The organism is Achromobacter pestifer (assembly GCF_902859625.1).
Taxonomy (GTDB): Bacteria; Pseudomonadota; Gammaproteobacteria; order Burkholderiales; family Burkholderiaceae_B; genus Achromobacter; species Achromobacter pestifer.
The window spans coordinates 761,939-776,172 of the sequence record NZ_CADIJX010000001.1; the positions used below are offsets into that span (position 1 = coordinate 761,939).

Genomic DNA, 14,234 nt, shown 5'->3' on the forward strand with positions numbered 1-14,234 from the left:
GTCCTATTCGGCTTTCCCGCGGGTGAACCAGCGTAAATAGGCATTGTCGCGGCTGGCCGTCGCCAGTGCGGCCGCGTTGCGGGCCCATTCGTTTCGATCCCCTTCATAGGCCGCCAACGCACTTTGGTAGAACAAATCCAGCACGTTGCGCTCGCGATCGATTTCCCGCGTCAATTCAGCATCCGCCCGACCCAATGGCGGTTGGCCTCTTGCGGAAAGCAAGGCCGGCAATGTACGGACGACTTCGCGCGGCCGTACCCAGGTCGCGTATTCGATCGCTGGCCGGTCATCGGTGACGGGAGGCGTCTGGCCGGCAAAGCGCGCCAGGCCGTCGCGGTCGGTGACCCAAAGGGCCAGTAGCGCGGCCGGCGACGCGATACCGACCTCGGCAAGCGCGGTTTTCACGTTGGGGGCGGTGAATCTGGCCGCGATGCGGGCGGGATCCAACGGCAGCGGGGCCATCGAACCCACCATCAGCATTTCATGGAACTCGGTCGTCCAAAGGGATGCGTGCGGGAACACGTTGATGAAACTGGCGACCAGCGCGCGGGTGTCTTCCAGATTCTGCGTGGGCAGCGGCAGCCACTGAGCGACGATGCCTTGGGGGTTCAGCCGCGCGGCCGCAAGGGAATAGAAATCCTGCGAGTAGAGATTGACGACGCCCGCGGCCGATGGCGGAGGCGGCTCGAGGGTGATGAGGTCATAGCGCTCGGCGCTGCCCAACAGTTCCCGCCGCCCGTCTTTCAGCCGTACTTCCAGGCCCGGGTCTGTCGATGCGCCATAGCTGCCCTTGAACAGAGGCGCGGCGTGAAGCACGCCGGGAAGCAGTTCGGCGACCACCCTGCGTTCCAGGCCGGGATAGCGCGACAATGCGCCCGCCGTGATACCGGTGCCGTAGCCGATCACCAAGGCGGAGCGGGGTTCACCGGCGTGCACGATCAACGGCAATAGCGCTTGCAAGCGCATATAGCGCAGCGACGGCATCGCGTCGCCGGAGTTGGACACGCCCTGGATATACAGGCGATGGAAACGCTGGTCGCCCTTCCCTTGCTGGACCACCGCGACCGTGCCGCCGTGGTTCTCTTCGTAAAAGACCAAATTGCCGCCTTGCGCGCCCGGCAAGAGGCGGGCCAGGTGATCGACCGGCACGGCAATGCCCAAGATGACAGCCGCGCCCGCGAATGCCACGCCCAGGCCCTTTGCCAACGGCGATGCCGACTGCGCGCGCCATATTGCCGCAACGCCGATGCAGCAGGCGATGACCGTCAACAACGCCAGGCTGCGCACCGTGCCAAGGTAAGGCAGCAACAGGAACCCTGTCACCGCCGTTCCGGCGATGCCGCCCAGCGTGTTCGAGGCCAGCACCGCGCCCGCGCCCTGCCCTCGGCGCTCCGGCGGCACGGCGATGCGCAATACGGCGGGAAAGGCCGCGCCCAGCAGCAACGTAGGCAACAGCACGACGGCGCTAGCCGCCACGGCGAACCGTCCGCTCATGCCGGCCATATCGCTTTCGGTCCAGCGCAGGATGGACGCCTCGGCCAGGCTTTGAGCGCTGATCAACCAGCGTCCCAGCAGCGCAGCTTCGACCAAGGCGATCAAGCCCGCGCCAGCCACGAGGAACCCGAAAACGCGCCAAGGGTCGCCCAGCCAGCGTTCGCATCGGGCGTATAGCGCCGCACCCGCCGCCAAGCCGGCAAGATAGACCGCCAGCACGATCGAGAACGCGAATGCCCGCGTGCTCATGAACGGCACCACCATCTGCGACCAAAGCACTTCATAACCCATGGCCACCGCGCCCGCGGCCGCGTAAAGCCCCAGCGCCGCCCACGCTTCGCGAGGCAAGGCCAGCGCTGGCGATTTCACGCTTGGCGGCAGCGCTTCGCCAGCGGCGGGCCGGGATTTCCGGTCCAGCGACCAGGCGCCCAGCGCGGCTGCCAAGTTCAGGCTGGCAGCCGCCCACGCCGCACCGCGCACGCCAAGCGCGGGGATCAAGAGAAAAGCGGGAAGCAATGCGCCGATGATCGCGCCGCCCGTATTGGCGGCATAGAGCGCGGCGCCTGCCCGGCCGACCCGCCCCGCGCCGGTTGCACGCAGCAGGACCGGCAAGGTGCCGCCCATGAAGAACGGTGCAATGCCGACGACCAGTACGACGGCAAGCCACGCCAGCAATGGGCTGAATGCCTCGCCGCGTGCAAAAGCTGGCGCACCGAACGCCAACAGAACGGTCACGCCAACGCCCAGGGCTGCGATGGCCACTTCAATTCCCGCGTACAGCAGGAACGGCCTTGCGGACTGGTCCGCCCGGCGTCCCAGCACCCAGCTGCCCGCAGCCAGCCCCAAAAAGAATGCACCGACCGCAGCCGCGATCGCGTGCACTTCGACACCAACGATCAACGAAAGCTGTTTGATCCAGATAATCTGGAAGATCAAGGACGCCACGCCGGACAAGGCCAACAGCGCTGCCGCCGGCCACAAGGCCGTGCGTGGAAGCGAGGCCGCCCCTGCCGCAGGAATCGCGTTCAACGGGCGCGCGGATGCATTCATTGTGTTGTCCTCCTAGGGGCCCGCCAAATTAGCAGGGGCAGGCGCAGCCACAAAGCCGCGCCCCGCCCCATGCTGCCTTACTTACCCTGCTTTTTCGCTTGCTGCTCGAAGTACTCTTCGATCTTCTTGTCCACTTCCTTCTGCACCTGATCGGTACTGAAGCTGGGCGGATTCTGGCTGGGCGGCCAATCGATGAAGGTCTCCAGGAACGACCCGGCCTTCGCAGAGCCGATAAACGCCAGGTAGGCGTTCTTCGTTATCCAGTCGTTGTACTGATCGGAAACGATGTCGGCGCGTTCATACGGGTCCATGCGCAGGTTGAACACCTTGGGCACGCGCAGGCAGACGAACGGCTCCTTCCACACCGCGAATCCGCCAGGCGACTTCTGTTCGCAGAACACAACCTTCCAGTTCTCGAACCGCATGGCGACCAGCAAGCCGTCATCGTTGAAGTAGTAGAAGTCCTCGCGCGCGCTCTTGTCGCTCTTGCCGGTCAGGTACGCCAGTTGGTTGTAGCCGTCCAGGTGCACCTTGAAGTCCCGATTGGCGCCGTTAGGCCGCCATCCCTTGAGCAACCGTTCCTTCACCCCATCGTCGCCAGCGGCGGCCAACAGCGTCGGGAACCAATCCATGCCCGAGACGATGTCGTTCTTGATCGTGCCCGGCTCGATGTGCCCCGGCCATCGGATCATCGCCGGAACGCGGAAGGCACCCTCCCAGTTGGTGTCCTTCTCGCTGCGGAATGGCGTGGTGGCCGCATCGGGCCAACTGAACTGGTTGGGCCCGTTGTCCGTCGTGTAGATCACGATCGTGTCCTTGGCAATGCCCAAGTCGTCCAGTTTCTTCAGCAGCTTGCCGACATCCTGGTCATGCTCCCACATGCCGTCAGCGTAGTCGTTGCCTGCCATGCCGCTCTTGCCCCGGTGTTCAGGCCGGATATGGGTGAACAGGTGCATGCGGGTGGTGTTCATCCAGAGGAAGAAGGGCTTGTCCGCCTTGCCGTGCTTGTCCAGATAATCCAGCGCCGCACCCACGGTCTCATCGTCGATGGTTTCCATGCGTTTGGTCGTCAGCGCACCGGTGTCCTCGATCTTGCCGTCCGCCGACGCCTTGATCACGCCACGCGGCATATAGGCCTTGATGACGGGATCCTTGGAATCCTTGGGGAAGTAAGGACGTTCCGGTTCCTCTTCAGCGTTCAAGTGATACAGGTTGCCGAAGAACTCGTCGAAACCATGCTTGGTCGGCAGATACTCGTCGCGGTCGCCCAGGTGGTTCTTGCCGAATTGCGCCGTGTTGTAGCCTTGTCCCTTCAAGGCCTGCGCAATCGTGATGTCGCGGTCCTGCAACCCCACCGGTGCACCCGGGATGCCGACCTTCGACAAGCCGGTACGGCGGGCAGACTGACCGGTGATGAATGTGGAACGACCTGCCGTGCAACTGTTTTCGGCGTAGTAGTCGGTGAAGATCGCGCCCTCGTTGGCGATGCGGTCGATATTGGGCGTCCTGTAGCCCACGACTCCTTTCGTGTACGCGCTGATGTTGCCCTGCCCGATGTCATCACCAAAGATCACGAGGATATTCGGCTTCTTGCCTGACGTTTGCTCCTGAGGGCTAGATTGCGCATTCTGGGCCTGTGCGTATGCACCTCCCATCACCGCAAGTCCGCTCGCGGCCACCAGCGCCGCGCCCAACCATCGTCTTGCTTTCATGACTGCTCTCCTCGCCCACAAGGGCCATGTACTCCCAAGTCACGCTTGCTCAAGGCTTTTCGAACTCGTATATCTGTTTCCACTCCGTCTTCATGTCGACAACCGTCCATCCGCTGCGCTGCGCTTCGTCCAGCGCGCGGTCCAATCGCCCGACGCTGGAATCCCGGTCATAGGCCCATTCGCGCTGCGCGTCGGTATGGTGAACAATTCCCGCGAAGCGCTTGCCCGCGCCAGCGGTCGTCCACTGCAACATCTGAAGGTCGCCATCGGAATTGCCGAAGGCCAATAACGGGCGGCGGCCGATATAGCGTTGGATGGCCACCGGTTTTCCCGGGCCGTCGTCGTTGAATTCGAGCTTGCCCTGACGCCAGAGCACCGGCTTGTCGTCGCGCATTTCAAACGTCGTGGCGAATCCGCTGCCGATGACCTGCTCTGGCGGCACACCGTAGGCGGCCTGCGCCCACGGACGCATGAACTCGGTTTCGCCGCCCGACACGATGTAGGTCTTGAAGCCGTTCGCGCGCAAGTAATCCAGCAGTTCGCGCATCGGCAAGTAAGTCATGGAGGTATACGGCTGATTGAAGCGCGGATGCCGTGCCGTCGCAGTCCACCGGGTCACGCTTTGCGTGAAATCGTCAACGGTCATGCTGGTGTGCGTCGCGCCCACGATCTTCAGCAGGCCTTCCTGCCCGGCTTTGGCCAGGGCGGCCTTGTCGCCTTCGATCGCCGCTTTGAACGGCTGGCGCTTGGCCCATTCAGGGTGCGCCGGCGCCATCTCCTTGAGCCGGTCCAACGCGAACAGCATCTGAAAATACAGCGGCTGCTCCGACCACAGCGTGCCATCGTTGTCGAACACCGCAATGCGCTCATCGGCCGCGACGAAGTCCGGGCTGCCGGGCTGTGTCACCGCATGGACAAAATCCACGATGGCGCTACGCGACGGCCCCTCGTTCCACGAAGGCAGATCCGCTTGCGTGGGGGATGCCTTCTGCGGCGAGGCACAGGCCGTCAACATCAGCGCGATGGCAGCCGAAGCCAGCAATGCCGCCCAGCCGCCATGCCGTCCTTCAGTCGTTTGCTTCATCATTGGCTTCCTTGCGCGTCTTGCGCCGTTGCTGTTCGCTCTGCCTGGGCCGGATTCAAATCGCGCGGCAAGGCATGCGCGGACACCGGCGCATGCGTCTTCCGCCAGGCCTGTCTCCACTGAGCCGATGACGTGGCGAGCAGGCCACGCCATGCTGAAGCGGGCTGCGGCGCGTCATAGGCGTCTTGCAAAACGGCCGCTACCGTCTGCCGCGGGGCCTGGCCCAACGGCGCCACGGCCGTGCGCAGGTCCTGCGCGCCCGTCGCCACCCGCAGCCAGCGATAGAACGCGCCAAGCGATGCTGTCTGCCCGCGCGCTTCGCGCTTCCAGGCTCGCCAATGCCAGGCTTCGCTTGCCCGATGGGCGGCAGCCGCATGCGCCACACGGCCACGCAACGCCATGGCAAGACGCCGCCACCAGGGCCAGGTCAGCCACAAGGCGGCGAAGACGGCCAGCAGCCCTGCTCCCCACGCCAGCCAAGCGGTTGGAATGACCCAGCGAAGTCCGTGGCGCAATCGAGCCAGGTCTTCCGCAAGCGAAAACGGCGGCGTGACGGCGGGTGCTGGCGCCACCGTGAATTCCCGTCCCGGCAGTTCCGATTTGGCGGGTTGGCCGGTCGTGCCATCGCGCCATCCCACGGTCAGCGGCGGCAGGCGGAACGTACCGGCCGCCTGCGCGACGTAATCCGCGCGGTCAATCCGCTGACCGCCGACGAAGCCGCCCCGGCCGTCGTTCAAGGCGGTCACTTCGGGTTCGCGCGGGTAGCGTTTGAACCCCGGCAGGTCTGGCAGCGCCACGGCGGGCAGCAGCATCGCCTGCACGCCCTCGGCCCGCTGCGTGACGGATCGCGTGATCCGCCCACCCACGATCAACGGGTCGGGCGCTATCGAGTAGTCCTGGGTCACTTCCATTTTTCCGGCCGCCACGGCCTGCCCTGCCGCCGCCTGGGGCAGCACGGAAAAAGAAACGGGTTTGCTCGTTCCCGATGCCAACTGGCCGCCAGGGCCTATCTTGGCCGTCACCGACAAGGCCGGCACTTGCATGGCGCCCGCGGCGGTCGGGCTGAGCACATAGGTGTAGCGCACACCGCTATAGGACACGCCGCCGACGGTATCGCGCACCAGTTCGCCTTCGCCTTGTGGCGGCGTCACCAGGGCGCCCGGGATATCAAGCGCCGGCAATACTGGCGGTTGCGTGAACCAAGTCGGGGTCAGGACCTCAAGCTGCAAGCGCAGCGTCATGCCCGCGCGCACTTCAGCTGGCGCCTGCAAGCTTGCGGTGACGCGCAAGGCCGGCGCATCTTGCGCGGCCGCCGCGCCGAACAAGCCGAACAAGCCGAATAAGCCGAAGAGGCCAACAAGACCCGATAGGCCAAACCAGCCGAAGGGGCCCCGTGCCAGGAACCAAAGCACCCGATGCATGCGGATCATGGGCGCCCCCCCGCCGCTGCGTCTTCGACAGCGAACCTGCCGCGCAGGAAGCGCGTCGGCGACAACGTCAGGTTGCGCAACCACACGTCTTCGGACGCGGCCTGGGCGACAGGGGCAGCGACCATCTTGCCCGTCTGTGCCGTCTTGTCCACGATCGTCTGATCCGGCGGTTCGGCCTGATCACCCTGCTGTTCCTGGCTCATCGCCGCCAACAATCGCTCTACGATGCCACGGTTGATGGCGGCGGCCTCCCAGCCAGGAGACAAAGCCAAGGCACGGTCATAGGCGGCCAGTGCGGCGTCGTATTGCCGGAGGCGCGTCTGGGTATTGGCCACGTAGAAAGCGCCCTCGGGGGTTTCCATCTTTGAAAACGCGGCCAAGGCGTCGGTGTACTTGCCTGCCTGATAGGCAGCCCGCCCTTTCCAATACGGATCTTGGAACAGCGTTGCGGCTTCTTCGAAACGGCCTTTGTCGAATGCCATGCGCCCCTGCTGGTCGGCCGTCAGGAATGCATCGGCCAGCGGGTTGGCGCGCGATTCGGCGGGCGCACCCACCGATACGGCAATCAGGATCGCCGCCGTCCACGCCACATTCCAACCGCGCCGCACGGCCAACAATGCCAGCAAACCCAGCGGCCAGCAGAGCCAATAGCCGGCATCCTTCCAGTGAATCGCGCCGGACTGCGCATCCTGCACGGCCTGGAAATGCTGCTGGGCGTGGAGCGTGATCCAATCCAGATCATCGGAGGTGATGGAAAGACTGCCCAGCGGTGCGCCGGCCGCTCGCGCCAGGCCTTGCAGCGCGTCCCGATCCAAGCCTGATTGCCCCACTGCCATGACCAGCACTTGCAAGTCGGCAGCCGCTTGCGCACGCTGGCGTACGGCGTCCAGGCTTGCCGCATCGGCGCTGTCGGTCAGCAACAGCAATGTGCCGCCGGCGCGTTCGGCCGCCAGCACCTGCGCCGCCAGCGCGATCGCGCCCGCGGCGTCTCGCCCTTGCGGGCCGATCAGGTCAGATGCCAACGCCTGGGTGAAGAGGTCCAGCAGGTTCGTGTCGTCGGTAGGCGGCAACACCAGGTGGCTACTGCCCGCATAGGCGATCAGCCCCGTTTTGGCGCCGACGCGACGGGCAGCCAGATCGCGCACCAGGTGCTTGGCCGCTTCCAGCCGCGTAGGCGGAACGTCAGCGCCATCCATGGACGGTCCCAGGGCGACGGCCACGATCAGCGGCGCGACATTGTCTAGAAACTCGGGCTGGTCGCGATGCCACGCCGGTCCTGCGGCGGCGACGGACCCGATGGCCAGGATCAGTGCCAGCGCGTCGATCGGGCGCGGCCCGCGGCTACCGGGAGAACGCACGATCAAATAGGGCAACAGCACGGGAGAAATCCGGCTGTCGCGCCCCGCAGCCTCCCCTTCGCCCCGGCGCATCCACCAGGCCAGCGCTGCCGCAAGCAGGCCCACCAGCCACCAGGGTCGCAGGAAGTGGAAGGCGCTCAGGTCGAGGTCCATGCCCCCTCCTTTTCCGTCTGCCCTATCTGCGGGCCCGGTGCGCGGCGCGATCGCCACCCGGAGATGGCGGCCACGCCGTGCCAGACGGCCAGCAGGCAAAGGGCCAGCCCGAGCGGCAACCAGAAATAGTCGCGCTTGGGTTGATGGCGCAACGTCTTGACCTCCTGCGGCGTGATGCGGTCCAGCGTGGCGTACACCGATTGCAGGCTCTTCAGATCTTCGGCCTTGAAGAATTGGCCGCCGGTCGCGCGCGCGATTCCTTGCAGCACGCCGAAGTCCACACGGTCTTCGCCGGTTGCGGCCGGATCGCCGATGCCGATGGTATGCACGATGATGTGGTGCTGGGCCGCCAGCGCAGCGGCGCGCGCAGGCGGTACGGCGCTTCCGGTGTCATTGCCATCTGTCAACAGGATCAACACCTTATCGCGCTCCTTCGCGGCGTCCAGCATCCGTATGCCCAGACCGATGGCGTCGCCCATGGCCGTGTTGGGACCTGCCATGCCCACCGCCGTGCGGTCCAGCAACAGGCTCAGCGCGGCGTGGTCGCCCGTCAGCGGCGCCTGCGGATACGCGCTGGTGCCAAACACGATCAATCCCAGCCTGTCGTCCTTCCGTTTGGCGATGAAGTCCGCGACCACGGTCTTGACGGCTTTCCATCTTGATTCGGGCTGCCCCTGGGCATCCCGAAAGTCGGCGGTGTCCATCGACTGCGAAATGTCCACGGCCAGCAGGACATCGCGAACGGCTTCGGTGTGCGTCAGCGGCGGTTCAACCCATTGCGGACGGGCCAGCGCCAGCACCATCAGCAGCCAGACCGCGACATTCAGCCATAGCTGGCCAGCGCTGGCCCGCACGCCCGGCCGCGACGGGGACTGCCCCGTGATCGCGGCGACGGAATCGAAGAACGGCACGCGCAGCGCGTTGCGCTGCTGGACATAGGCGGGCAGCCAGCGATAGGCGGCCAGCGCCAGCGGCGCGGCGGCGAGCAACCAGGGATATTCAAGCCGCCACATGATGCTTTACCATCCACTCGCGGCTTGCGTGGATCAATTGCGAAAGCGTTGCGCTGTCCAGCCGGCGCACCGCCTCGTCCGGCGCATACGCCAGCAATCGCATCAATTCGGAGGAGTGCTTTGGAAAGCCGTGCGGCACGGCGCGCTCCAGGTAGGCCAACCAGGCCTCGCCACTCAGCGAGGCCACGCCGACGCGCCCATCCGGCGGCTGTGCCGCCAGCGCCGCCCGCTTGAGCAGCGCCGGCAGGCCGCGCACCGCCAACGGATCGCTTGAAACCTCCTGCTCGAGTTGCCGCAACGCCTTCAGCCCCTGACGGCGGTATAGATTGCGCCGATGGCGGCGCCAAACGACCACTCCTGCCCATGCGCCGCCAACCACCGCGACGACGGCCAGCACGGCCCACCCCCAAGTCTGGGGCCAGTAGGACACGGCTGCCGGCAACGGCAGTTCGCGCAACTGGGCCAGGCCTGGCAGCGCGTCGCTCATCCCCGGACCCCTTGTCTCTGCGGCGCAACCGATGCCGTCGCCTGTTTGCCGAGCTCGCGGCGTAACTGCGGCAGTTCATCTTCCGCCGTGTCGACGGTCAGCAATGGCACGCGGCTGCGGCGCAGCAGTTCCGCCACCTGGCGAAGGCGGTTGCTGAAGAAATGCGCCAGCGGTTCGCGTTCGCGCTGCCGGCCCACCGCGACTTCCAGCTGTAGTTCGCCCTGCGTGACCACCAGCCGTCCGGAACGGGGCAGGTGCTGCGCCATGGGATCGAACACCAGCATGGCCAGCACGTCGTTGTGGGCGGCCAGCAGACGCAGCGTGCGCAGTGTCTCCTCGTCGGCGCCGGCGAAATCACTGATGATGCAGACCAGGCAATCATGCGGCGCATTCAGCAACGCGCCGCGTAATGCGCGGTTCAGGCCTTGCGCGGCCGGTGCATCCGGCTGGTCCGCAGACAGGTTGGCATTCGTCCGGACGACTTCGGCGAGCAATGCGCGGACCCGGTCGCGGCTGCGCAACGGCTTGAAAGCCCTTACCCCTGCGTCGTCGAACACCAGGCCGCCGACGCGGTCCCCTCCCCGATAGGCGATCCAGGCCGCAATCGCCGCAAGCCGCGCCGCCACGGCGCACTTGAATGCGCGCACCGATCCAAAATACATGCTCATGCGCTGATCGACGACGATCATCACCGGGCGGTCCCGTTCTTCGGTATACGAGCGCACAAAAGGCTTGCCGTAGCGCAAGGACGCGCGCAGATCCAGGCGTCGCAGGTCGTCGCCGGCCACGTAGCGCCGAAGCTCGGCGAAGTCCAGCCCTCGGCCCCGCAGCCGTGACCCGTGCGGGCCGGCAAGCACGCTGCTGAGCGGCTGGTTTGCCAGGAACGACAATCCGCTCGCGGCGGCCTCCAGCGCGATCAGCTCGGACAACGGCGGGTGGACGGGGTGCGGCATGCGGTTCATGGTGACCTCTATGCCGGCACGGCGACCACATCCAGGACTCGGTCGATCGCCTGGTCGGCCGTAATTCCGTCCGCCACCGCGTCGTACGAGAGATGCAAGCGATGGCGCAGCACCGCGTGCGCAACCGCGCGCACATCGTCCGGCGCACTGAAGTCGGCATTCTCCAGCCATGCATGCACCCGGGCCGCGCGGTCCAGGGCAATGGCGCCGCGCGGGCTGGCGCCAATTTGAATCCATCGGCCCAGATCCGCGTCGTAGTCAGCGGGCCGGCGCGTGGCGTTCACAAGATCCACCGTATAGCGGTCCACCGCGGGCGCCACACGCACTGCCGCCGCTTCGGCGCGGCAAGCGAACAGCGTCTCCTGCGAAATACGGGCGGCGTCGCTGCGATCGCCCGCGGCAGCACCCTGCGGTGCCTCCCTCAGCAGCGCCAGCATGGCCATTTCATCCTCGGCGCCGGGGTAATCCAACTTGATCTTCATCAGGAAACGGTCCATCTGCGCCTCGGGCAACGGATACGTGCCCTCTTGCTCGATGGGATTCTGCGTCGCCAGCACCATGAACAGCGGGGGCATCTTCCGCGTGTTGCCGCCGACGGTGATCTGCCTTTCCTCCATCGCCTCCAGCAGCGCGGATTGCACCTTTGCCGGCGCCCGGTTGATTTCGTCGGCCAGGATGAGATTGCCGAACAACGGCCCGGCCTGGAACGCGATGTGATTGCGGCCTTCGGCATCCTGCTGGAGCACATCGGCGCCGGTGATGTCCGAAGGCAGCAAATCCGGCGTGAACTGGATGCGGCTCATATCCGCCGCCAGGTGCGCGGCCAGGGCCTTGACCATGCGAGTCTTGGCAAGCCCCGGCAGGCTCTCCAGCAGCACATGCCCGTCGGCCACCAACGCGATCAGCATTTGGCGTATTACCGCTGCCTGCCCCAGGACCTCCTCGGAAATTGCCGCTTCCAACGCCAGAATTCCATCGCGCTGCGCCATGCTTATCCCTTTCGTCAAATGCAAACGAGTACGGCTCGCCGGGATGGCCCCGGCGGGAGGTCAACGGCTGGCGACGTGTCCGAGGCGGCTTTGGGCCTGCTTCCACTGGTCAGGCGTCATCACCGTGCGAAAGCCCAGGTGTGACATCCCGTTCAAGGGGTCGGTGCCCCGCCGCGCGCTGGCCCGATAGCTGATGCAGTAGGTATCGCTGCACAGGAAAGAGCCGCCGCGCGTAACGCGCTTGGGCGCGGAGGCCGGGACGTTTCCGTCATCAGGATCGAAGCTGTCCGCCGGCCCGGCGGGATCCTGTGGGGGCTGGCGGTACTGGGCCTGGATGCGGAATGCATCGGCGCGATACCAATCCGCCGTCCACTGCCAGACGTTCCCCGCCATGTCGTAGAGGCCGTAGGCGTTGGGAGGGAATGAGCCTACCGGCGTCGTGCCGACCTGGATCTTTTCATCCTTGACGACCGGGAACGGCTGTTGTTGCTGTGTGTCCCAGATGTTCGCCATGGGTTTGCCGTTGGGGCTGAGTTCATTGCCCCAGGCATAGGTCGCCTGCTCAAGGCCGCCACGCGCGGCGAACTCCCATTCCGCTTCCGTGGGCAGGCGCTTGCCCGCCCACTTGGCATAGGCCTGCGCATCCTCATACGACACTTGGACCACCGGATGGTCGTCCTTGCCATCGATGTTGCTGCCGGGGCCTTGCGGTTGACGCCAACTTGCGCCGGGTACGAATTGCCACCATCGGGTGTAGTCGCGCAACGACACTTCGGACTCGGACCCCACAAAGACCATGGCGCCCGGCACCAGCAGGCTTTCATCCGGACGCGGCGTGCCCGGGGGCAGCTGGACCTTCAGGTCTTCCCACTTCGGCTTTTGCTCGGCCGTCGTCACATAGCCCGTGGCCTGGACGAAGCGGCGGAATTCGGCGTTCGTGACGTCGTGGGTGTCCATCCAGAAACCGCTGACCCGAACGCTATGCGGGGGCAATTCATTCGGCTGCGAGAGCTTGTGGTTATTGCCCATGAGGAATTCCGCTGGCGGAATCCACGCCATGCCAGCCGGCCCCTGCTTGCCGTCGCCTAGCGTGGCCACCACGGCCGTGGGCTTTGGCGTAAGGCTGACTCCCGCGACGTAGGCGCCCAGCGCGCTGGCGCCAAGAAGAACGCCGGCTATCACTAATCCAACTTTCAGTTGCTGCTTCACGTGCCCCTCCGTACTTCCATGGAAACGAAACGGTTCGCCGATACGCTGGCGCATGGGTATCACGAATTGCTGGTCACACTGAATCGGAAATGCATTCGGCGAGCGCCGACGTAGCCTTGAAATAGCACACGGCCCTGCTTGGCCAGATGATCGATCCACGCTGAAAGCGTGGCGATCCTTGCCCCTGATCCGGTGTGGAAGACGGCCAATGCCATTCCATGTCCGGTCTGTCTCGGGACGGCGGTATCGCACCAAGTCAGAAAAAACGGGGCCAAAGAAACAATCTGAATTTATTCAATATTCTCTTATCTTCTGCCGCATGTCGACAAAAATAATCCGCAGTTTGTGACGACCCAAAAAGCTTTGCCTAAGCGCGCGCGGTAGCGTGTCACACGGCGATTCGCCAAACGCTTACTGCTAACTCGGTGCCACGTTCACCTCGTCCAGTCGTCCCATTTCCAGAACACTGATGGCGAATTTCGACTACTACCGCAATCATCGTTCTTTTCTTATCGTTAGTATTCGCAAAAACTCCTAGGAGTACTGACATGAGCACCCCCGCAAATTTCAACGGCGCCCGTCCGGTCATCGATCCGGATCAAGCCGCCATGCTATTGATCGACCACCAAAGCGGACTGTTCCAGACGATTGGCGACATGCCATTCACCACCGTGCGTTCGCATGCCAGCGCCTTGGCCAAGATGGCCACGCTGACGAAGATGCCGGTGATCACGACCGCTTCGGTGCCGCAGGGCCCCAATGGCCCCCTGATTCCCGAAATTCACAAGAACGCGCCGCATGCCAAGTATGTTGCCCGGCGCGGAGAAATCAATGCCTGGGATAACCCGGAATTCGTGGCAGCAGTCAAGGCAACAGGCCGCAAGCAATTGATCATTGCGGGCACGATCACCAGCGTGTGCATGGCGTTTCCCAGCATCGCCGCCGTGGCCGACGGCTTTCAGGTATTTGCCGTGATCGACGCTTCCGGCACGTATTCCAAGATGGCGCAGGAAATCACACTGGCCCGCGTGGTGCAAGCGGGCGTCGTGCCAATGGATACCGCAGCCGTGGCGTCCGAGCTGCAACGGACGTGGCATCGTGAAGACGCCTTGCAATGGGCGGAACTGTATGGGCACATCTTCCCGTCCTATCAGTTGCTGAGCGAAAGCTACGCTAAAGCCCAGGACGTTCAAAAGAATCAGGAAGTGCTGGATTCCCAGCGCACCTAGGCCAGAAAGCAACACAAGGGCCAAGGCCGGCGTCAGCCGGCCAGCCCTTGCCCTCACCGGCGGA

Annotated in this window: 11 protein-coding genes; 1 reads left to right on the forward strand and 10 read right to left on the reverse strand. The window is 64.9% G+C overall.

Annotated elements, in window-relative coordinates; all coding sequences use genetic code 11:
- Window positions 1-3: 3 nt before the first annotated feature.
- The 10 genes from HV753_RS03335 to HV753_RS03380 all read right to left on the reverse strand — a co-directional run bounded on the left by HV753_RS03335 (window position 4) and on the right by HV753_RS03380 (window position 12,941).
- Window positions 4-2,544 carry a fused MFS/spermidine synthase gene (locus HV753_RS03335; RefSeq protein ID WP_217481430.1) on the reverse strand — a complete coding sequence of 847 codons (2,541 nt, stop codon included), beginning with the start codon at window positions 2,542-2,544 and terminating at the stop codon, window positions 4-6.
- A 77-nt stretch (window positions 2,545-2,621) separates the two neighbouring features.
- The gene (locus tag HV753_RS03340; RefSeq protein WP_175172987.1) at window positions 2,622-4,256 is read right to left on the reverse strand and encodes an arylsulfatase; all 1,635 of its coding nucleotides are present in this window, start codon (window positions 4,254-4,256) and stop codon (window positions 2,622-2,624) included.
- Between the two features lie 49 nt (window positions 4,257-4,305).
- Window positions 4,306-5,343: an HAD family hydrolase gene (locus HV753_RS03345; RefSeq protein ID WP_175172988.1), complete on the reverse strand. Its 1,038-nt coding sequence runs from the start codon at window positions 5,341-5,343 to the stop codon at window positions 4,306-4,308.
- Window positions 5,340-6,770, reverse strand: coding sequence for a BatD family protein (locus tag HV753_RS03350; protein ID WP_175172989.1), 1,431 nt, complete (start codon window positions 6,768-6,770; stop codon window positions 5,340-5,342). Before HV753_RS03350 ends, HV753_RS03345 begins: the two co-directional genes overlap by 4 nt.
- Window positions 6,767-8,281, reverse strand: a complete 1,515-nt coding sequence (locus tag HV753_RS03355; RefSeq protein WP_175172990.1) for a VWA domain-containing protein — start codon at window positions 8,279-8,281, stop codon at window positions 6,767-6,769. The genes HV753_RS03350 and HV753_RS03355 overlap by 4 nt, the downstream gene beginning before the upstream one ends.
- Window positions 8,266-9,294, reverse strand: coding sequence for a VWA domain-containing protein (locus HV753_RS03360; protein WP_175172991.1), 1,029 nt, complete (start codon window positions 9,292-9,294; stop codon window positions 8,266-8,268). Before HV753_RS03360 ends, HV753_RS03355 begins: the two co-directional genes overlap by 16 nt.
- Window positions 9,281-9,781, reverse strand: coding sequence for a DUF4381 family protein (locus HV753_RS03365; RefSeq protein ID WP_175172992.1), 501 nt, complete (start codon window positions 9,779-9,781; stop codon window positions 9,281-9,283). The genes HV753_RS03360 and HV753_RS03365 overlap by 14 nt, the downstream gene beginning before the upstream one ends.
- On the reverse strand, window positions 9,778-10,743 hold the full coding sequence (locus HV753_RS03370) for a DUF58 domain-containing protein (RefSeq protein WP_175172993.1): 966 nt from the start codon (window positions 10,741-10,743) through the stop codon (window positions 9,778-9,780). Before HV753_RS03370 ends, HV753_RS03365 begins: the two co-directional genes overlap by 4 nt.
- An 8-nt stretch (window positions 10,744-10,751) precedes the next feature.
- On the reverse strand, window positions 10,752-11,732 hold the full coding sequence (locus HV753_RS03375; RefSeq protein WP_175172994.1) for an AAA family ATPase: 981 nt from the start codon (window positions 11,730-11,732) through the stop codon (window positions 10,752-10,754).
- 60 nt (window positions 11,733-11,792) lie between these two features.
- Window positions 11,793-12,941: a formylglycine-generating enzyme family protein gene (locus HV753_RS03380; RefSeq protein ID WP_175172995.1), complete on the reverse strand. Its 1,149-nt coding sequence runs from the start codon at window positions 12,939-12,941 to the stop codon at window positions 11,793-11,795.
- A gap of 548 nt (window positions 12,942-13,489) precedes the next feature.
- Here HV753_RS03380 and HV753_RS03385 point away from each other — a divergent pair.
- Window positions 13,490-14,170 (forward strand): hydrolase, encoded by a 681-nt coding sequence (locus HV753_RS03385; protein WP_175172996.1) that lies wholly within the window; start codon window positions 13,490-13,492, stop codon window positions 14,168-14,170.
- Window positions 14,171-14,234 lie beyond the last annotated feature (64 nt).

What these genes read in the sequence shown, in the direction of transcription:
- HV753_RS03375 (WP_175172994.1), bottom strand. Translation starts at nt 11,732, where the DNA reads ATGGCGCAGCGCGATGGAATTCTGGCGTTGGAAGCGGCAATTTCCGAG.
- HV753_RS03370 (WP_175172993.1), bottom strand. Translation starts at nt 10,743, where the DNA reads ATGAACCGCATGCCGCACCCCGTCCACCCGCCGTTGTCCGAGCTGATC.
- HV753_RS03345 (WP_175172988.1), bottom strand. Translation starts at nt 5,343, where the DNA reads ATGATGAAGCAAACGACTGAAGGACGGCATGGCGGCTGGGCGGCATTG.
- HV753_RS03360 (WP_175172991.1), bottom strand. Translation starts at nt 9,294, where the DNA reads ATGTGGCGGCTTGAATATCCCTGGTTGCTCGCCGCCGCGCCGCTGGCG.
- HV753_RS03385 (WP_175172996.1), top strand. Translation starts at nt 13,490, where the DNA reads ATGAGCACCCCCGCAAATTTCAACGGCGCCCGTCCGGTCATCGATCCG.
- HV753_RS03340 (WP_175172987.1), bottom strand. Translation starts at nt 4,256, where the DNA reads ATGAAAGCAAGACGATGGTTGGGCGCGGCGCTGGTGGCCGCGAGCGGA.
- HV753_RS03350 (WP_175172989.1), bottom strand. Translation starts at nt 6,770, where the DNA reads ATGATCCGCATGCATCGGGTGCTTTGGTTCCTGGCACGGGGCCCCTTC.
- HV753_RS03365 (WP_175172992.1), bottom strand. Translation starts at nt 9,781, where the DNA reads ATGAGCGACGCGCTGCCAGGCCTGGCCCAGTTGCGCGAACTGCCGTTG.
- HV753_RS03335 (WP_217481430.1), bottom strand. Translation starts at nt 2,544, where the DNA reads ATGAATGCATCCGCGCGCCCGTTGAACGCGATTCCTGCGGCAGGGGCG.
- HV753_RS03355 (WP_175172990.1), bottom strand. Translation starts at nt 8,281, where the DNA reads ATGGACCTCGACCTGAGCGCCTTCCACTTCCTGCGACCCTGGTGGCTG.